This is a genomic window from Mesorhizobium sp. P2_F5 (assembly GCF_056403715.1).
This window is the reverse complement of sequence record NZ_JBFUEY010000017.1, coordinates 79,891-99,117: the sequence shown is the minus strand read 5'-3', so window position 1 is coordinate 99,117 and position 19,227 is coordinate 79,891. Positions and strand designations below refer to the sequence as shown.

General features: G+C 64.1%; 15 protein-coding genes. 7 read left to right on the top strand and 8 right to left on the bottom strand.

Annotated features, from left to right (window positions below):
* Positions 1-53 precede the first annotated feature (53 nt).
* The 3 genes from zwf (at position 54) to edd (ending at position 4,108) form a co-directional block, all read left to right on the top strand.
* Complete coding sequence (gene zwf / locus AC1DYO_RS21890) at positions 54-1,523, top strand: glucose-6-phosphate dehydrogenase (RefSeq protein ID WP_477266589.1); 1,470 nt, start codon at positions 54-56, stop codon at positions 1,521-1,523.
* Entirely contained in the window at positions 1,505-2,221 is a 717-nt protein-coding gene (gene pgl, locus AC1DYO_RS21885) for a 6-phosphogluconolactonase (RefSeq protein ID WP_477266588.1), read from the top strand. Before zwf ends, pgl begins: the two co-directional genes overlap by 19 nt.
* A gap of 63 nt (positions 2,222-2,284) precedes the next feature.
* Positions 2,285-4,108, top strand: a complete 1,824-nt coding sequence (edd, locus tag AC1DYO_RS21880; protein ID WP_477266587.1) for a phosphogluconate dehydratase — start codon at positions 2,285-2,287, stop codon at positions 4,106-4,108.
* 70 nt (positions 4,109-4,178) lie between these two features.
* On the opposite strand, the gene AC1DYO_RS21875 is transcribed toward edd, so the two are convergent.
* The 4 genes from AC1DYO_RS21875 to AC1DYO_RS21860 all read right to left on the bottom strand — a co-directional run bounded on the left by AC1DYO_RS21875 (position 4,179) and on the right by AC1DYO_RS21860 (position 10,448).
* Positions 4,179-5,849 (bottom strand): vWA domain-containing protein, encoded by a 1,671-nt coding sequence (locus tag AC1DYO_RS21875; RefSeq protein ID WP_477266586.1) that lies wholly within the window; start codon positions 5,847-5,849, stop codon positions 4,179-4,181.
* Between the two features lie 147 nt (positions 5,850-5,996).
* Complete coding sequence (locus AC1DYO_RS21870) at positions 5,997-6,959, bottom strand: GlxA family transcriptional regulator (protein ID WP_181058559.1); 963 nt, start codon at positions 6,957-6,959, stop codon at positions 5,997-5,999.
* A gap of 53 nt (positions 6,960-7,012) precedes the next feature.
* Positions 7,013-7,912: a bifunctional methylenetetrahydrofolate dehydrogenase/methenyltetrahydrofolate cyclohydrolase FolD gene (gene folD / locus AC1DYO_RS21865; RefSeq protein WP_477266585.1), complete on the bottom strand. Its 900-nt coding sequence runs from the start codon at positions 7,910-7,912 to the stop codon at positions 7,013-7,015.
* 229 nt (positions 7,913-8,141) lie between these two features.
* Positions 8,142-10,448, bottom strand: coding sequence for a GumC family protein (locus AC1DYO_RS21860; protein WP_477266584.1), 2,307 nt, complete (start codon positions 10,446-10,448; stop codon positions 8,142-8,144).
* Between the two features lie 200 nt (positions 10,449-10,648).
* Between AC1DYO_RS21860 and AC1DYO_RS21855 the strand changes: the two genes are divergently transcribed.
* On the top strand, positions 10,649-11,944 hold the full coding sequence (locus tag AC1DYO_RS21855; protein ID WP_477266583.1) for a lipopolysaccharide biosynthesis protein: 1,296 nt from the start codon (positions 10,649-10,651) through the stop codon (positions 11,942-11,944).
* On the opposite strand, the gene AC1DYO_RS21850 is transcribed toward AC1DYO_RS21855, so the two are convergent.
* The 3 genes from AC1DYO_RS21850 to AC1DYO_RS21840 are packed head-to-tail and all read right to left on the bottom strand — an operon-like array spanning position 11,941 to position 14,824.
* Positions 11,941-12,864, bottom strand: a complete 924-nt coding sequence (locus tag AC1DYO_RS21850; RefSeq protein WP_477266582.1) for a DUF6492 family protein — start codon at positions 12,862-12,864, stop codon at positions 11,941-11,943. The two genes, AC1DYO_RS21855 and AC1DYO_RS21850, sit on opposite strands and share 4 nt — an antisense overlap.
* Positions 12,861-13,655, bottom strand: coding sequence for a WecB/TagA/CpsF family glycosyltransferase (locus tag AC1DYO_RS21845; RefSeq protein WP_477266581.1), 795 nt, complete (start codon positions 13,653-13,655; stop codon positions 12,861-12,863). Before AC1DYO_RS21845 ends, AC1DYO_RS21850 begins: the two co-directional genes overlap by 4 nt.
* Positions 13,652-14,824 carry a glycosyltransferase family 4 protein gene (locus AC1DYO_RS21840; protein ID WP_477266580.1) on the bottom strand — a complete coding sequence of 391 codons (1,173 nt, stop codon included), beginning with the start codon at positions 14,822-14,824 and terminating at the stop codon, positions 13,652-13,654. The genes AC1DYO_RS21845 and AC1DYO_RS21840 overlap by 4 nt, the downstream gene beginning before the upstream one ends.
* Before the next feature lie 171 nt (positions 14,825-14,995).
* Between AC1DYO_RS21840 and AC1DYO_RS21835 the strand changes: the two genes are divergently transcribed.
* The 3 genes from AC1DYO_RS21835 to proC all read left to right on the top strand — a co-directional run bounded on the left by AC1DYO_RS21835 (position 14,996) and on the right by proC (position 18,185).
* The gene (locus AC1DYO_RS21835; RefSeq protein WP_477266579.1) at positions 14,996-15,994 is read left to right on the top strand and encodes a glycosyltransferase family 2 protein; all 999 of its coding nucleotides are present in this window, start codon (positions 14,996-14,998) and stop codon (positions 15,992-15,994) included.
* Positions 15,963-17,282: an O-antigen ligase family protein gene (locus tag AC1DYO_RS21830; protein WP_477266578.1), complete on the top strand. Its 1,320-nt coding sequence runs from the start codon at positions 15,963-15,965 to the stop codon at positions 17,280-17,282. Before AC1DYO_RS21835 ends, AC1DYO_RS21830 begins: the two co-directional genes overlap by 32 nt.
* 87 nt (positions 17,283-17,369) lie before the next feature.
* On the top strand, positions 17,370-18,185 hold the full coding sequence (proC, locus tag AC1DYO_RS21825; RefSeq protein ID WP_477266577.1) for a pyrroline-5-carboxylate reductase: 816 nt from the start codon (positions 17,370-17,372) through the stop codon (positions 18,183-18,185).
* 52 nt (positions 18,186-18,237) lie between these two features.
* On the opposite strand, the gene AC1DYO_RS21820 is transcribed toward proC, so the two are convergent.
* On the bottom strand, positions 18,238-19,083 hold the full coding sequence (locus tag AC1DYO_RS21820; protein WP_477266576.1) for an MBL fold metallo-hydrolase: 846 nt from the start codon (positions 19,081-19,083) through the stop codon (positions 18,238-18,240).
* Between the last annotated feature and the right edge of the window lie 144 nt (positions 19,084-19,227).

Here is a 19,227-nt window from a genome sequence, read left to right as displayed (position 1 = left end):
GATTAGATTATACCCAGCCGCGTCACAGTGTGCGGCGTCAAAGCGGACAGACCATGACCAGCCAGATCATCCCCGTCGATCCTTTCGACTTTATCATTTTCGGCGGCACCGGCGACCTGTCGGAACGCAAGCTCCTGCCGTCGCTCTACCATCGCCAGCGCGACCATCAGTTTTCCGAGCCGACCCGCATCATCGGCACGTCGCGCTCGAAGATGAGCGACGAGGAATTCCAGGCTTTCGCCAAGCAGGCGATTTCCGACCACGTCAAGCCGGCCGATATCGACGCCAAGGAACTGAAGACGTTCCTGGCGCGGCTGTCCTACGTGTCGGCCGACGCGACGACGGGCGCCGGCTTCGACAAGCTGAAAAAGGCGATCGGTGACAGCGACCGCATCCGCGCCTTCTACCTGGCGGTGGCACCGGCGTTGTTCGGCGATATCTCGCACCAGCTGAAAACGCACAATCTGATCACGCCGAATTCGCGCATCGTGCTGGAAAAGCCGATCGGCCGCGACCTCGACTCGGCGCGCAAGCTCAACGATTTGGTCGGCGACGATTTCCACGAAAGCCAGATCTTCCGTATCGACCACTATCTCGGCAAGGAGACGGTGCAGAACCTGATGGCGCTGCGCTTTGCCAATGCGCTCTACGAGCCGCTGTGGAACTCAGCCCATATCGACCATGTGCAGATAACGGTCGCCGAGACCGTCGGCCTCGAAGACCGCGTCACCTATTACGACAAGGCCGGCGCACTGCGCGACATGGTGCAGAATCACATTCTGCAGCTCTTGTGCCTGGTCGCCATGGAGGCGCCGTCGTCGATGGATGCGGACGCCGTGCGCGACGAGAAGCTGAAGGTGCTGCGCGCGCTCAAGCGCATCAACGGCAATGACGCGCCCAAGCACACCGTGCGCGGCCAGTACCGTGCCGGCGCCTCATCCGGCGGCGCCGTGAAAGGCTATGTCGAGGAGCTCGGCAAGGACAGCAACACCGAGACCTTCGTCGCCATCAAGGCCGAGATCGGCAACTGGCGCTGGGCGGGCGTGCCGTTTTACCTGCGAACCGGCAAGCGCCTGGCGACCCGGGTCTCTGAAATCGTCATCGAGTTCAAACCGATCCCGCATTCGATCTTTGGCGACAGCGCCGGACCGATCTTCGCCAACCAGCTGGTCATCCGGCTGCAGCCCGACGAAGGCGTCAAGCAGTTCATCATGATCAAGGATCCGGGTCCGGGCGGCATGCGGCTGCGCCAGATCCCGCTCGACATGAGCTTTGCAACATCTTTCGACGGCCGCGCACCGGATGCCTATGAACGACTGATCATGGATGTCGTGCGCGGCAACCAGACGCTGTTCATGCGCCGCGACGAAGTCGAGGCGGCATGGAAGTGGATCGATCCGATCCAGAACGCCTGGGAAAGCGCCAGGCAGGAGGCGCAAGGCTATACGGCCGGCACATGGGGCCCCTCGGCCTCGATTGCGCTGATCGAACGCGACGGGCGGACATGGCACGAGAGCAATTGAGCGAGCCCGCCTATAGCTGGAACGGCTTTGCCGGGCGCCAGGACCTGGCGGCGGCCCTTGCCGGCAATGTCGCGGCGCGCCTGACCAAGGCCATCGAAGAGCGCGGCACGGCTCTCCTTGCCGTTTCCGGCGGCACCACGCCGGCGAAGTTCTTTGCAGCACTTTCGGCCATTCCGATCGCCTGGAACAAGGTGACGGTAACACTGGTCGACGAACGGTTCGTGCCCGCCTCCTCGCCGCGCTCGAATGCCGGGCTGGTTGCCGCCAACCTGCTCCAGAATGCCGCGGCCGCCGCTCACTTCGTGCCGATGTATCACGGGGCCGCAAGCATCGAGACTGCCGCGGCGTCCGACGACACGGCACTCAAGGCATTGCCCTGGCCGCTCGACGTCGTCGTGCTCGGCATGGGCGGCGACGGCCACACCGCGTCGTTCTTTCCCGACGCCGACAATCTGCCCGCCTTGCTCGATCCCGCCTCGCAGAGGATTGTGCTGCCGGTGCATGCACCGAGCGGCGGCGAGCCACGGCTGACACTATCGATGGCGCGTATCATCGCCGCCGGCTTCATCGCGCTGCATATCGAAGGCAAGGACAAACGCACCGCCTTCGAGGATGCGATGGGACCGGGTGCGAAGAAGCCCATTCGCAAAGTGCTCGAAGCAGCACCCATACCTGTAGAGGTGTTCTGGGCACCCTGATTTCACGAAAGCAGTCCCGGCAGACGGTGGAGGACGTTCTTCCGGGGCTCGAAAGGACCGACCATGACAGCCAGACGCGACATCGAAGCCATTACGGAACGCATCCGCCAGCGCTCGAAAGCCGGCCGCGAGCGCTATCTCGGCCGCATCGCCGAGGCATCTAACCGCACCGCCAACCGTTCGGTGCTGTCCTGCGGCAACCTCGCGCATGGATTTGCCGTCTGCAGCCCGACTGAAAAGCTGGCGCTCGGCGCCGACAAGGTCCCGAACCTCGGCATCATCACCTCCTACAACGACATGCTGTCGGCGCATCAGCCCTTCGAGACGTTTCCGGCGCTGATCAAGGAAGCCGCGAAGGAAGTTGGTGGCATCGCGCAAGTGGCCGGTGGCGTGCCGGCCATGTGCGACGGCGTGACCCAGGGACAGCCCGGCATGGAGTTGTCGCTGTTCTCACGCGACGTGATCGCCATGGCCGCGGCAATCGGCCTGTCGCACAACATGTTCGACGCCGCCGTCTATCTCGGCGTCTGCGACAAGATCGTGCCCGGGCTGGTGATCGCGGCACTCACCTTCGGCCATCTGCCGGCGGTGTTCGTACCGGCCGGACCGATGACGACGGGCCTGCCCAATGACGAGAAGGCCAAGGTCCGCCAGCTCTATGCCGAGGGCAAGGCAGGACGCGCCGAACTGCTCGAGGCCGAGTCCAAATCCTATCATGGGCCGGGCACCTGCACCTTCTACGGCACCGCCAACTCCAACCAGATGCTGATGGAGATCATGGGCCTGCATACGCCCGGCGCCTCCTTCGTCAATCCGGGCACGCCGCTGCGCGACGCGCTGACCAGAGAAGCGACAAAGCGGGCGCTGGCGATCACCGCGCTCGGCAATGCCTACACGCCGGTCGGCCGCATGATCGACGAACGCTCTTTCGTCAACGGCGTCGTCGGCCTGCACGCCACCGGAGGCTCGACCAACCACACCATCCATCTCATCGCCATGGCTGCGGCGGCCGGCATTGCGCTGACCTGGCAGGACATTTCCGACCTGTCCGAGGCGGTGCCGCTTCTCGCCCGCGTCTATCCGAACGGGCTTGCCGACGTGAACCATTTCCATGCCGCCGGGGGGCTCGGCTTCCTGATCCGCGAACTGCTCGACGAAGGCATCCTGCATGAGGATGTGCAGACGGTGTGGGGCGAAGGCCTCAGGCCATATGCGGTCGAGGCCAGGCTTGGCGAAGACGGCAGCGTGGTGCGCGAGGCCTCACCGCTGCAGAGCGGCGACGAGAAGGTGCTGGCGCCCTTCGCCAAGGCCTTCCAGCCGACCGGCGGCCTGAAGGTGCTGGCGGGCAATCTCGGGCATGCCGTCATCAAGACCTCGGCCGTGAAGCCGGAACGCCGCGTCATCGAGGCGCCGGCCAAGGTGTTCGACAGCCAGCAAGGTTTGAATGAGGCCTTCAAAGCCGGTACGCTCACCGGTGACTTCATCGCCGTCATCCGCTTCCAGGGGCCGAAAGCCAACGGCATGCCGGAACTGCACAAGCTGACCACTGTGCTCGGCATCCTGCAGGATCGCGGCCAGCGCGTCGCGCTGGTGACGGACGGGCGCATGTCGGGCGCTTCCGGCAAGGTGCCGGCGGCAATCCATGTGACGCCGGAAGCGGTCGAGGAAGGGCCCATCGCCAGGATCCACGACGGCGACATTATCCGCCTCGACGCCGACGCCGGTACGCTCGAAGTGCTGGTGCCAGGGCCGGAGCTGGCGCTGCGCCGCACGGCGGACGCCGACCTCATCGGCAACGAGTTCGGCTTCGGCCGCGAGCTGTTCGCCGGTTTCCGCCAGCTGGTCGGCCGTGCGGACCATGGCGCCAGCGCTTTCGGCACGGCCTGAGCCATCATTCCACGAGATATAACAAGGGCGGCTCAAGGCCGCCCTTTTTTCGTTTGGGATGAAACGCCAATTACGGCTGGACCGTAATCTCGGTCCGTTCGCCGGCCTTGACCGTCACCGGCATTTCCTTGTCCTGGCCTTCACCGGACATGTGGCGGACGACGACATAGTCGCCGGCCGGGATGGTCTGCTGCCAGGTGTCGCCATAGCTCAAGCCAAGCGCCTTGCGGTTGCCCTGGATGTCCTTCTTCGACGACAGCACCTCGATCGAGTAGGCGCCTGGGGCCGACATGGCCAGCACGCCTGCATCGAGCGTCACCTTGACATCCCGGTTATCGCCGGCCTTGACGCTGAACGGCTGCTCCACGGTGGCGAGGTCGAGCGCGGTGACCGCGACATAGTCATCCGGCGGCAGCCAGAACTTGCTGTCCGGGCCATAGGAATGGGCGACATCTTCGCGCGAGCCGTCGATCTTTTTCTTGGCCTTGACGATCTGGATGCTGATGCCCGACGAGTCGGCCTTGTCGCCACCTGCGGTGTAGTAGGCGTTGACGACGGCATGACCGACGCCGACGACGATGTCCTTTTCGATCGTCTGGCCGGCGGCGAGCTGGATGGTCTCGCTCACCGAGCCGGTGCCGATCGCCACCATGACCTTCTGTTCGCCCGCCGGCACGATGATCTTGGTGTCGCCATAGTGAGTGGTGCTGCCGCCCGGGAAGGCGAAGTCGACATGAGCCTCGTCACTGATATCGGCGCCCTGGTAGGCCTTCGGATGGATGAGCATGGTACCGGCGTTCAAGGTGAAGAGCGGTTTGTAGACCTGGCCGGCCTCGATCTTGAGCTTCTGTTCCACCTGGGCCTCGTCGGCGCGCGCGACGACGATATAGTCGCCCGGCTCGAGATTGGCCTCGTAGCTGTTGTACTGGGTGGTGACGGACTCGCCACGCGTGCCATCGGGCTTGGCCTTGTAGACCTCCCAGGCATTGCCATCGGTGATCGGATCGCCGCCTTCGGCCATGACCGCGCTCGGTATGAAATTGAATTCGGGCTTGGCCGGTTCGGGCGCCGGTGCCGGGGCAGGCGCCGGCGCGGGTTCAGGCGCGGGTGCCGGGGCCGGCGCAGCGACGGTTTCGACCAGCGCTTCCTGCAGCGCCTTCTCGTCCGAGGCCTGGATGTATTTGCCGCCGGTGTTGTCGGCGAGACAGGCGATCTGCTTGCCCTCGTCGGCGGTCAGGCCGAAGCCGACGACGTCGGCGGTAAAGTCGACACCCGACGCTTCCAGCTCCTTGCCCAGCGCGCACGGGTCGCCGCCGCAGGTTTCAAGCCCGTCGGTGATGAGAACGACAGTCGCCTTGTCCTCGGTGTATTTTAGGGCTTCGGCCGCCTGTTTGACGGCAGCGGTCAGCGGCGTCTTGCCGAGGAATTTCAGGCTGTCGGCAGCGGCTGAAATGGCGCTTGCCGAGCCGGCCTGCGGCGGCACGATCAGCTCGATGTCCTCGCAGCTGCCCTTTTCGCGGTGGCCATAGGCCATGAAGCCGATCTCGTCGTCGGCGGGGACCGACTGCAGCACGGTCCTGAGCGATTCGCGCGCGATTTCGAGCTTCGGCTTGCCGTCGATCTGGGCCCACATCGAGCCTGAAGCGTCAAGAATGATGATGACCTTGTTCGCGGCAAAGCCGAGCGTAGTCATCGACAAAAGGAGCAGCGCCGCAGCGACGCTCCGCAAAAGTCCCGCCATGGAAATCTCCTTGAGGCCGCCCTCTGGTCCGCGCCGGAAGCTATTTGACAGCGCGTTCGGACACAAGCCTCGAGCGGTCACTAACGGTTGCAGTGTAACAGGACCGGCGCTGGCCGAGGCCTGTTCCGAGGCTGGCTCAGCACCGCATCAGTAGGTGGTGCGCCGCTCTTCGGAAGGCGGACGGCCGAACTGCAGCCGGTAGCTCTGCGCGAAATAGGAGTGCGAGGTGAAGCCGGTGGCGATGGCCACATCGAGGATCGGCATATTGGTCTGACGCAGCAATTCGCGCGCTCGCTCGAGCCTGAGCCGCATGTAATAGCGGCCGGGCGTGACGCTCAGATGGCGCAGGAACAGGCGCTCGACCTGGCGCACCGACAGGCCCGCCGACTTGGCGAGCTGCACCGCCGACAAGGGCTCGTCGAGATGGTCGGCCATCAGTTCGACGATGCGCCTGAGCTTCTCCGACTTGCCGGTCAGGTCACGCTCCGGCCCGACGCGCTGGCGGTCGCCGGCGGAGCGGATGCGCTCGTGCTGGAACTGGTTGGCGACGCCATTGGCGAGGTTCGAGCCGAAATCGCCACGCACGATCTCCAGCATCAGGTCGATCGAGGTGGTGCCGCCGGCGCAGGTGTAGCGCTTGCGGTCGATCTCGAAGACGTTGCCGGTGCAGTTGATGTCGGGAAAGCGCTCGACGAAGCCGGCGCGGTTCTCCCAGTGGATGGTGCAGCGATAGCCTTCGAGCTGGCCGGCTTCGGCCAGAAGATAAGAGCCGACCGACAGCGCCCCGAGCGCGTTGCCGCGCCGGCCCCAGCTGCGCAGCGCCGCCAGCACCTTGCTCTTGCCGGGGAATTCGGTGGTCAGTCCGACCGAGACGAACAGGATGTCGACCGGCGGCAGATCGGCGACCGCGTAGTCGATCTTGAGCGGCAGGCCGTTGGAGGCCATGACGGAGTCGCCGTCGGCCGAAACCGTCGTCCAGCCATAGAAATCGCGGCCGAGCAGGCGGTTGGCCGAGCGGAAAGTGTCGATCGCCGCTGCCAGCGAAAACATCGAAAACTTGTCGACCAGCAGGAACGCGAATTGCCGGCCGCCTTGAACGGGATCATCCATGACCGGCCGTTCAGAGGGAATACTGGGGTTCGGCAAAGAAGCTGCTTTCTGGGTCAGAAGGAAGGCCGCTTCAAGCCGGCCGCAAGGTAGGCAGAGGCTAACGTATTGGCCATCAGCATGGCAATGGTCATCGGTCCGACACCGCCGGGCACGGGGGTGATCGCGCCGGCCGCCTTCGCTGCCTCGGCATAGGCGACGTCGCCGACGAGGCGGGTTTTGCCCTCGCCCTTCTCGGGTGCGGCGATGCGATTGATCCCGACATCGATCACGGTGGCGCCCGGCTTGACCCAGTCGCCCTTGACCATTTCGGGCCGGCCGACGGCAGCCACCAATATGTCGGCGGTACGGGCCAGCGCCGGCAGGTCCCTGGTGCGGCTATGGGCGATGGTGACGGTGCAGTTGGCGGCAAGCAGCAGATTGGCCATCGGCTTGCCGACAATGTTGGAGCGGCCGACGACCACCGCATTGAGGCCGGAAAGGTCCTTGCCGCGCACGCGTTCGATCAGAAGCATGGAGCCCGCAGGGGTGCAGGGCACGAAGGCGGTTTCGAGTTCGCCGGTGCCGAGCTTGCCGACATTGATGAAATGGAAGCCGTCGACATCCTTTTGCGGCGAGATGGCCTGAATGATCTTGCCGGCATCGATATGGGCGGGAAGCGGCAGCTGCACCAGGATGCCGTTTACGGCGGGATCGGCATTCAGCTCGCCGATGATCTTGAGCAGTGCCTCTTCGGATGTGTCGGCCGGCAGCGTGTGCTGCAGCGAATGAAAGCCGCATTCCTTGGCGGTGCGCGATTTTGAGGCGACATAGACCTGGCTTGCCGGATCCTCGCCGACGATGACCACCGCCAGGCCGGGCTTGGCCTTGCCCTTGGCAACCAGGTCCTCGGTCAAGGCCTTGACCTTCTGAACCACGTCTGCGGCGACGATCTTTCCGTCAATCACTTCGGCCATGAACCATCCTCGACATCATTCCAGCCAAGGCGCGGCGCGCGCCTTGAACGTTGTTTCGTGCATGTCGTTGTTCCAAACGTTCCGCCCATTCGGGTCAAGCCCGACGGCAGCGCTTTTTGAGCGCCATGCTGCGCGGCATTTTCACGAAATTTCGCTTGGGCAATCCCGTCAAAGCGCCGTCAGATGCCGTAAACTCGAAACCGGCAGCTTTTATTCCGTGCTGACGGGCTCAGAAATAGCGGCGGCGCGAACGGTTTTCGGTGAGCTCGCGGACTGCCTCGCGAAATTCGCGCAGACCGGCGCGGATATCGTCGATTTGCGCCTGCTGGTCGTCCGGCACCGCCTCGGCCGGCTGCGGAGGAGACCACCTCTCGGGCGCTGCCGGCATCGGCTGGGCCTGCGAGTAGGCGTAGTCAGCGGGCTGCGCGTAGCCAGGCAGCTGCCCATAGGGATAGGCGTCCGGACCCTCTTGCCGGGAGTCCGGCTGACGATAGCCCACGGGCTCCTGCACCGGCACTCTGCGCTCAGCGATAGCGGGCGCCGCTGGTTGGGTGCGGCCCATGCTTGTGGGTTTTTCTTGCGACGTCTCGCCGCCTGGCATGGCATTGCGCACCACTGACAGCATGCCGTGGAACAGACCTGGCTTCCGGGTCGGAGCAACCGTCACCGGAGGCACAGGAGGCGTTGCAGGTGTTATCGGTGGCGCTGCCCGATAGGCCCTGTCCTCGATCGATGGCCGGGGTTCCTCCATCCGGCCACGCGAACGCGAATTGGCGGCGTCGCGCAGGCTTGCAATGGCGCCACGCATCGCACCGAGACCGATGCCGGCGGCAAGGCCGAGCAGCAGGCCGGCCAGCGCGATCGCAGCCCGCGACGGCCCGTTCGGTTCAAGTGGCGGTTGCGCTTCGGTCAGCACGTTGATGTTGGTGGTGTTGATTTTGATCTGTTCGCCGGTCTGCTTGGCGCGCAGAAGATATTGTTCGTAGACGGAGCGCTTGGCGGTGGCGTCACGCTCATATTCGCGCAAGGTGACCAGGTCGCTGTTGACGTCGCCGCTCTGGACCTTTGCCTGAGCCATGCGAGAAGCGAGATCCTGCTCGAGCTGGACCGCGCGCTTCAAGTCGACCTGCAGCGACGAGGCGATGCGGCGCAATTCGCCTGATATGCGCTCGCGCGAGCCGTCCAGCTGGGCGCTGAGCGCCTGGTATTCGGGATGACGCGGCCCAAGCCGCACGGCGGCGCGGTCGGCTTCCTGCTTCAACGCCGCATATTGCGCGCGCAGTTCGCTCATCGTGTTGGAGTTGATCTCTTCCGGCAAAGTGCCGTTGATAACCGAATTGACGTCCAGCGAACGCGCCGACGCCGCCCGGGCGTTCAGTTCCAGCGTGCGGGCACGGGCGATGGAGAGCTGCTCGTTGAGCTTCAGCATCTGGTCGTCGCTGATCAGATGGCCCTGCGCGTCGACGAGGTCATGCGTGGCCCTGAAATCCTCAACCTTGCGCTCGGCCGCCTCGACATCCTGTTGCAGAGCACTGAGCTTGTCCGTCAGCTGGTCCGTCGCGCGTCCGGCCATTACGGACTGATACTGGGCCGCTTCCTGCTGGAAGACATCGCTCGTCATATTGGCGATCTGCTTCGACAACTCTCCATTTTGAGTGGTGGCGCTGATGGAAACGACAAAAGTCTTGCCGCTGCGCTCGACCGACAGGCTCTTGGCCAGATTGCTGACGGCCAGCGCCTGGCGACGGGTGTCATCGGCGCCGCCTGGTCCATCCTGGCGTGACAGTATCGAGCGGATCAGCGACATGACGCCGAGGCCACCGGACCCCTGCCCGTTGAATTCGGGATTGTCGGCGAGGTTGAGATCAGTGACGACCCTGTCGAGTACCTTCCCGGACGTCACCATCTTGATGCGGGTCTCGACAACGGCCAGCGCCGCGTCGGGCTGCCCGACGGGTTGGGTGAGATCGGTATCCGAAAGCTTCAGGTCGCCCGGCTCGATAACCAATTGTGTGGTGGCCTCGTATTTCTTCGGCGTCGACACGGCAATTGCGACGCCCAGCATCGTTCCCAATATTGTCGTCGAGACGATGAGCAGCTTGGATCGCGTGATGCCTCTGATAACCTGGACCGGATCGATCAGCGGCGTCCATTCCTGCCCGTCATCATCGTCGCGGTCCCGCCGCTGCGGGTCGCCGGCATAGCGGGCATCATAGGCGGAGCGAGAGCCATTGAAACCACGGGCAGGCTCCTGACGCTGAACAGGCTCCTCAGTCGTGCCTGCCTCTGACCATGTGTCGGTGGCCTGGAACCGCGGCGACTCGGGCGCCGCTTCGCGTGGCGGGTTCGACTGCGCCTCGCGTTGCGAGCGGGCGATCCGGTGACGCGTTGCGGCGTCCTCGCGCCATGACGGATCGGCCCGGTCGCCGATGGAGACCGGCGACGCATCCGGCGCTTCGTCGCCGCGCACAGCTTTGCCGAGCGCCAGGAGGGAGCGCTCGCGCCTCCAGTCTTCACGGTTTTCCCTGTCGACCATTGTCTCGAAACTTTACCCTTGGCGGCTTGGGAGCGGCGGTCGGCCAATCGTTAAGCCACGCTAAACAGGCATGGGAAACAAAAGGTTAATTTCTTTGGCCCGAAGCCGAAGTTTCTCGCTTCTGCAGCACATTGTCGAGAGCGTAAAAAGGGGTGGTCAGAACCGCGCGTTAAACTTTCCGGCCTATGGCATTCCTCGACATGATGCAGGCCAGCGACACACCGCAAAGGCGGACATTCGCCCGGATCGGTACCTTCGTGGCCGAACGACGGGGGCTGGTCCGCGACTATCTCTCGGCCATCAGTGGCGCCGGCGGGCGGCTGGTGTTCTCGCTCGCCTATTTCATCGCACTCGCCAACACGCTGTCGATCGCCGAGTTCGGCATGTTCGCCACCGCCTCGGCGGCTGGCGTCATGCTGTCGCGGATCCTGGCCTTCGGCTTCATCTCGGCGCTCTACCGCACAGCCACCATCCGCCCCAATCTGATCGGCACCTTCACCGCCGGCTTCCTGCTGCTTGGCGCCGTGTCGCTGCCGCTGCTGGCGGCGGCCTCCTGGGGCCTCTACCTGATCTTCTTCGCCAGCACCGTGCCGCTGGCCGTCTTTGCCGCAATCGTCTTTGCCGAAGCCCTTTTGTGGCGGCCGGTCGAAGTGGTACTGATCGTCAACAACGGGCTTGGCAAGTTCGGCCGCGCCGCCATGCTATCTATCGTGACCACGGCGTTCCGCGCGCTCGGCGCGGTGCTGTTCATGCTGTCGGGGCAACACAGCGTCTGGGTGTGGTCGTTGTTCTATATCGGCGCCAACGCCGCCTCACTGCTGCTCGCCTTCGGCTTCTACTATCCACGCCAGCGGCTCAGGCTGCGCACCGAGCTCTACCTCAGACGGCTTGCCGATTCGATCTATGTCGCCGGCGCCGAAGTGCTGTTCTACCTGCAGTCGGAATTCGACAAGCTGCTCGTGCTGGCGATCGGCGGGCCGCATCTGGCCGGCATCTATGCCATCATCATGCGGCTGGTCGATCTGACGGCAATCCCGATCCGCACCTTCTCGATGATGCTGGTGCAGCGAATGATGCGGGCGCCGGAATTGTTGTCGCGACTGCGGGTCAAAAGCGGCATCGAAGCCGGCGTGTTCCTGGTGTCGACACTGGCGCTGGCCGCACTCGGCATCGTGCTGCATTTCTTCCCCAATGCGCTTGGCCGCAATGTCGCCGAGGCAGCACCGCTGGTGGCGTTGGCAATCGGCGTTCCGGGACTGCGCAACCTGGTCGAATATCAAGCCGAGCTGCTGTTCGCGCGCGGCCAGACAGCGATCCGCGCTCTCAATCTCGGCCTGCTGGCCGGGCTGAAGGCGGTGCTGTTGACCTATGTGCTGACCACGATTGCCGACACGCCCACGCTGGTGCTGTCGCTCAATGTCGTGTTCCTGCTGCTCTATCTCGCCTCGGCGCTGCTGACCTACTCGGCGCTGCGCAGACCCGCCAAGGCTATCTAGTCCACCCCGATCAGACGTCGGATGCGGCCGATATCGGTGCCGATGAAGGATTGCATGCCGATCGCCACCTGCCCCGGCGCCATGGCGGCGACGAAGCTGCGAAATTCGTCATCCGACAGCGCCTCACCGGTCCAGTGCACGCGGCAGAATTCTTCCGAGCAGTGGAAATGGCCGGCGCCTTGCAGCACCTCGTCGACATAGCGGCCGTAGATCATGCATTCGGAGAATCTTCGTGCCGAACCGATGACCTCGACCCAGCCCCGGCCATGGACCTTCTCGATCTCGGCGCACATCGCTATCACGGTCTGCCGACGCCAGGCGATCAGCGTCGAAATGTAGTCGTGGGTCGAAATTTCCAACGGATCGATGCCAAGCGCCGAGGCCGCATTGCGCGACCAGATGCGATGCTCATCGTGGCCGTCACTCGACAGCACGCAGTCGCGCCGGAACAGCCGCACCTTGCCGTCGCTCCAGAAGGCGCTGAGATCGAAAGGCTTGAGGAAGGCGACGTCGGAATCGCAGAAGACCAGCACGTCTTCCCCCGCATGCGCGGCGATGGCGATGCGGCGCAGCTGCTGCACATGCCAGCCGCGCAACGGCTGGGTCTTGAAGCTTAGCCAGATGCGGCGGCGAAACAGGCTCATCGGATCGTCGAACACGCGCAGCCAGCGCGGTAGCAGGTCACGCTCGTCGACGACAGTGCGGCGGCTGTTTTCCAATTGGCGAAACAGCGCCACGTCGCGATGCTCAACCAGAATGTAGTGATGCGCCACGCCGGAGACATGGCGGTCGAGGGTCTCGCAAAGCAGACGGCAGCGCTCGAAATCCGGCGCATAGCTGGCGGTCACCACCGCCGCTGTCGGCGTCTGCGGCAGGACACCCGTGTCGACGGTGGTATCAGGCACGAAGCGGCTGTTCACCGCAGCTCTCCGGCAGGCTTGGGCCGATGCGAGAATTTCTGCTTGACGACACGCCACAGGAACACGGGGTTGCCGACGACGTAGCGGCGCCACAGCCGGCCCGGCTCGATGCACAGGCGAAACAGCCATTCGAGCCTCAACTGGCGCATCCACAGGGGCGCCCGCGGCACCGAGCCGGAGAGGAAATCGAGCAGCGCACCGACGGCGACCGGCAGCGTGCAATGGCGGGCATCGATATGGCGGGCGATCCACAATTCCTGGCGCGGCACGCCCATGGCGACAAGCAGCACGTCGGGCCGCAATGCCTCGATGCGGTCGACGATTGCCTGCTCTTCCGCGGGCGAGAAATAGCCGTCATGGATGACGACGAATTTGTGCTGCACGGCCAGGGCAGCCAGCTTGACCGACGCCGCCTCGGCGTTGGCGCGGGTGGCGCCAAGCAGCCCGACGGTCAGCGGCCTTGCCGATGCCTGCAGAAAGGCCGGAATGAAATCGGTGCCGTTGAGATTGTCCGGGAATGGCGCGCCGTAGAGCAGCTTTGCCGCCAGATCGACGCCGACGCCGTCGGGCAGGATGAGGAAATCGTCGAGCGCTTCGGCAAAGACCGGATCGGTATAGGCGATGTTGGCATTGTGAGCGTTGAGAAAACTGACCTTGGTGAAGCGCCGCTCGGTAATCAGCCGGGCCAGCAGCGCGATCGCGTCATCCCAGCGGATGGCGAGGACCGAAATGCCGAGGATCGTCTTCAGCGTATCGAGCCCTAGGGCGGCGCGGGCGGTGTGCATGTTCATGCAAACACCTCCTGCCCGACCGGCCCGAGCCTTTCCAGACCGAGCCTGATGGCGTCGTCCAGTTCCTTGATCTGCCGGCGATGGAAGGCGCTGCCGTCGACATCCCTGACATCGGCCGCCGCCGCTTCCAGCGCGCCGGCGAAGGCAGCCGGATCGTCCAACACCACGCAATTGGTCGGGCGATGGTCGATGCCGCGCAGCGAGCGGCTGGTGGCGACCGACGGCAGGCCGAGTTCGAAGGTTTCGATAGTCTTGAGCTGAACGCCGCTGCCGGCGGTGCTGATCAGCGGAATGACAGCGGCACCGCGCACGAAAGCCTGCGCGTCGGGCACGCGGCCGACGAATTCGACACCGGGATGCGCAGAGGTGATATCGGACGGCATGTTGCCGGCGATCCTGATGCGAAAATTCCGACGAAGATGCGGCACGACTTTTTCCAGGAACCAGTCGAGGCCGATGCGGTTCGGCTGCCAGGTCCAGGTGCCGATCAACGCCGCGTCGTAATCGATGCGGCGCGGCTTTACCGGCTTGGCCGCCGTGGCAGTGGTCACCAGCGGCAGCACCGCCGAGCGGTCGTCGGAGGCAACGCCGAGTGCCGCGCGATCTTCCTCGGCTAACGTGAAGACAAAGCGGGCCTGGCGGCAGAGCCGCTCCTCCACGGTCTTGAGCAGCCTGGCCTCGCGGGCGAACAGCAGGCGCTGGAAGCGACTGCTTGCCGCGGACGCGTTCTCCCTTGCCGAAGCATGTTCGACATTGTGGGCGACAAAGATCGAGGGACGGTCGGCGAACAGTTTTTCGAAGGCGCCGGCAAACTGCACGGAATTCAAGACATAACCGTCGAAAGGACCGGCACGCTCGATCGCGGCGCCGACTTCGCTGTCGGAAACCGCGCGCAACTTCACGGAAGCGAAGGTGAGCCCTGACAGCACCGCCTTGCCGAGCCAGGCGAGCTTCCGCGTCGCCGAGGCGCTTTCCGTGCGCACGTCGACGGCGCCGAGCACGATGGTGTTTTCGGCGTCGCTTGGCGCCTTGCCCGGCCAGATGAAGCCGATGACGGTGACGCGCACGCCGGCGCGCCGCAAGGCGGCGATGATCGCAGCGTTGGCGATCTCATAGCCCGAAGCGAGTGCGCCGTCGGGCACGATCGATGTGGCGAACAGCAGATGCATCTCACCTATCCAGGCGTCAGCCACTAGCAAAGCTGGGTGAACCCTTGATTAAGTCACGCAACGCAACGGATGAAAGGCACCGATCAGCAGGCCCGCTGCGAAAGGTGATTAACGAAACGTTATCATCGCGGTGCTATCGGAAGCCAGATTTAATACATGCGGCTGGAGCGGATGATCCCTTTGTCATCGGATGGTTCGGTATCGATCGCGGGACGCTCTCCGGGGCTCGCCGCCGAGACCATCGAAGCCGTCATCACGCTGCCGACCTTCAAGCGACCGCAACTGCTCCTGGAAACGCTGGCGTCGCTGAAGGCGCAAAAGACCGCCAGGCGTTTCGCCGTCATCGTCATCGAGAACGAGGCCGAGGCGCGTGAAGGCGCCAAGGCGGCAGTGCCGCTGTTCGAGCGCGGCGATATCCAGGGCATGGTCATCGTCGCGCATGAGCGCGGCAATTGCAGCGCCTACAATGCCGGCTGGCAGACGGCGATCCTGCATTTTCCTGACTTTCGCCATCTGCTGGTCATCGACGATGACGAGATCGCCGATGCCGACTGGCTGGAGCGGATGTGCAAGGCGGCGGAGACGCTTGGCGCCGACATTGTCGGTGGGCCGCAAGTGCCGGTGTTTGCGGATCCGGCTCACGCCAAATGGGCCGAGCACCCGGTGTTTGCGCCGCCCTATCGCGAGACTGGGCGCGTGGCCGCACTCTATTCGTCGGGCAACCTCCTGGTCGGGCGCAATGTGCTGACCGCGATGGGGCCGCCCTTCCTCGACCTGCGATTCAACTTCATGGGCGGCGGCGATTCCGATTTCCTCAGCCGGTCGGCGCAGAAAGGTTTTGTGCTTGGCTGGTGCGCCGAGGCCAAGGTGCGCGAAGGTGTTCCAGTCAGGCGCGTCGAAGCCGACTGGATCCGTGCCCGCAGCCTGCGCAATGGTGTGATCTCGACACTGGTCGAGAAGAAGAAGCGCGCCGGCACACCGTTGGCCGGGATCAAGGTTTTTGCCAAAAGCCTGGCACTGCTTGCCGCCTCGCCATTGCGCGGCGCACTCAAATTGGCGCGGACAGGATCGCTGTCGACGGCGCTCTACCCCGTCTATGTCGCGCTCGGCCGCGTGCTTGCCGAATTCGGATACGCCAATGAGCAATACAGGCAGCCTGAGAAGAACTGACGAGTTGTTGCTGGGCAGCATCGTCACCCGCGACGGCGTGGCGACGGCGATCGCCGCGCTGTTGTTTGCCGTCATCATCGTGTCGTTCCGGCCGTTTCAGCCGGCAGGCGCTGAACTGACCGGCGACGGCGGCGACATCGTCAACCAGCTCGGTTTCAGTTCGCTCGGCGCGATTTCGATCTTCTCACTGCTGACGTTCGCCGACCCCAAGGTGGTGCGCTCGCTGCTCAGCCCGTCCTGGATCCTGATGCTCGGCTTTTTCATGCTTTCGGTCATCAACGCGACCGACCCGTCCTCAGCGATGCGCGCGGCCTTCTTCACGCTGCTCGGCATTTTGACCATAGCGACGATCCTGGTGCTGCCGCGCGACGCCGACAGTTTCTCGAAAGTCATCATCTTCTGCGCGATCGCCGTCATTGGCCTGTCCTATATCGGCCTCATCGTGTTTCCGTACGAAGCCTTGCACACGGCCGATTCGCAGGAGCCTGAACATGCGGGCCTGTGGCGTGGCGTCTTCGCCCACAAGAACATCGCCGGGCCGGTCATGGCCTGCTTCAGCTTCGCCGGCCTCTATCTCTTTCGGCGCGGGCAGCGATTCTGGGGCGTGGCGATCTTCTGCGCGGCGATGGTCTTCATGCTGCACACCGGTTCCAAGACGACGGCAGGCCTGGTGCCGTTCTCGATCCTGATCGTGGTGCTGCCAGGCCTGATCGGCATGCGGTTCGGCACGCCGATCCTGTTTGCGCTGGCGATCATTGCCACGGCGGTCGGCACGCTGGGCATCGTCTTCATCCCGCCGGTCAAGGAACTGGCGGCGACCTATTTCCCCGACCTCACCTATACCGGTCGCACCACGCTGTGGGAGTTCTCGGGCGAGATGCTGGCGAAGAAGCCCTGGACCGGCTACGGCTATGAAAGTTTCTGGGGCACGCCGCTACTGCTCAGCCAGGACCAGCCTTTCGACCGACCCTGGGACATCAGGACCATCGTGCATGGCCATGACGGCTATCTCGACATTGCGGTGCTGATGGGCATCCCGGCGCTGTGTGTTGCGGTCTACACCTTCCTGATCGCGCCGCTGCGCGACTACATGCGCATCCCGCCGCGCAAAGAGAACATCTATCTCGGCGACTTCTTCATGATGGTGGTGCTGTTTACGGCACTCAACGCTTTCCTCGAAAGCTTCTTCTTCCACCGCGGTGACCCGGTCTGGCTGTTCTTCGTGCTCGGCGTGCTCGGCCTGCGGCAAGTGTCGCTGCGGCCGATCGCGGTGCGCCGGCGATCTTGATCGGGCTGGCCTGATCTGGCCGCCGCTGAGGGACTTCCCCGCTCCGCCGCGAGCGTCTAAGGAGAAGCCTGTCTCGGAGGGCCTTCAATGACGATCAGGCTTGTTCTCGCCGGCTGCGGCAATATGGGTTACGCCATGCTGGCGGGCTGGCTGAAATCCGGCAAGCTTGCGCCGCAAGCCGTGTTCGTGGTCGAGCCCAATGCCGACCTGCGCAAGCGCGCCGAGCACCTTGGTTGCTTTGTAGCCGCCGACGCGAGCGGCATCCCGACCGACGCCGAGCCCGATCTCGTCGTCATCGCCGTCAAGCCGCAGGTCATCCGTGACGTCACCGCCGCCTACAAGCGCTTCGGCGACGGCAGGACCACCTTTGTCAGCATCGCCGCCGGCACGCCGGTCGCCACCTTCGAGCAAATCCTCGGCCATCTCGCGCCGATCATCCGCTGCATGCCGAACACGCCGGCGGCGATCGGCAAGGGCATGATGGTGGTGTACTCCAACCCGCTGGTTACCGACGATGTCAGGCGTTTCGTTGCCGAACTGCTGTCGGCGAGCGGTGTGGTGACGACGATCGACAACGAAGGCCTGATGGATGCGGTGACGGCGGTTTCGGGATCCGGTCCGGCCTACATCTTCCACTTCATCGAGGCGCTGACGGTTGCCGCCGAAAAGGCCGGGCTGCCGTCCGAGACCGCCAGGCTGCTCGCCATGCAGACCGTCTATGGCGCCGCCGCGCTCGCGGCTGAAAGCGGCGAGGAACCCGGCGTGTTGCGCCAGCAGGTCACCAGCCCCAACGGCACGACCGCCGCAGCACTTGGCGTGCTTATGGGCGGCGAGCGGCTGACGAAGCTGCTGACCGAGGCGGTGGAGGCAGCGCGGCTGCGCTCGATCGAACTCGGGAAATAGGACCCGTGGGGCGTCAGGGCTGCATGCAGCCCTGCCCCCGAGCCAGGCCGCATCAGCCCCACTTCATTTCACCCTTGGCGACCTTTGCTCCTAGTTCCAGCGACGAGACGTCAAGAAGATCGGGATAGCGACGCTTCATCGCCGCGATCAGTTCCACGCTGGATTTCGACTTCCCGGCTTCTTCATTGAAAGCCTGGAGATAGGCGCGGGTGAATTCCACGGCCGCCAGACCGTCCGGTGCGCCGGCTACCTGATGGGACGGCACCACGATTTTAGGTTTGCGCGCCGTGATTTCATCGAGGGCCGCAATCCATTTTTTGCGGTCGTCAGTGGTTGGCTCGTCGGCAACCCAGACATGCACGCCCGACGAGATCAGCACGCCGCCGAACACGGCTTCAAGGCTGGGCACCCAGAGATAGCGCCGGTCTTTCAGATCGGCGACAGTGATGATCTCGATCTTGTTGCCTTCGATTTCAAGCGAAGTGGTATCGGAAGCCTCGGGAATGACGACATCGGCCAGAACCTTCGGTCCATTGTCCTTGAGCTGCAGGCCCCAGACATCGAGCTTGCCTTGCACATTGGCCTTGATGGCAGTCACCGTTGCGCCGGCAGCGATGATCTTGGCGCCGGGGAATGCATCCGCTATGGGACGTAGGCCAAAATAGTAGTCAGGGTCGCTGCAACTGACATAGATCGTCGTCAGGGTCTTGCCGGTCGCCTTGATCGCATCCGCGACCGCACGGCCATCGGACAGCGTAAATCCGCCGTCGAGGAGGATGGCTTCCTTCTCCCCGGTCAGCAGCACCGGCGTGCGGCGGAAACCGTTCTCGTCGGCCTGAAAGTAGGTCCATTTCAGCTTGGCCGCAGCCTTGGCGGCAAAGGCCAGAGGCTGCAGCATGGCAACCGTGCCCGCGGCCACAAGGGTTTTCAGTGTGTCGCGTCTTGTCCAAACGGTTTGCAAGATTTCGATCCTCAATGGGTTCAACTGATCGTTCGGAGATTGGCATCTCCTCATCGTTTGAAAAACCCGGATCAAAAAGAC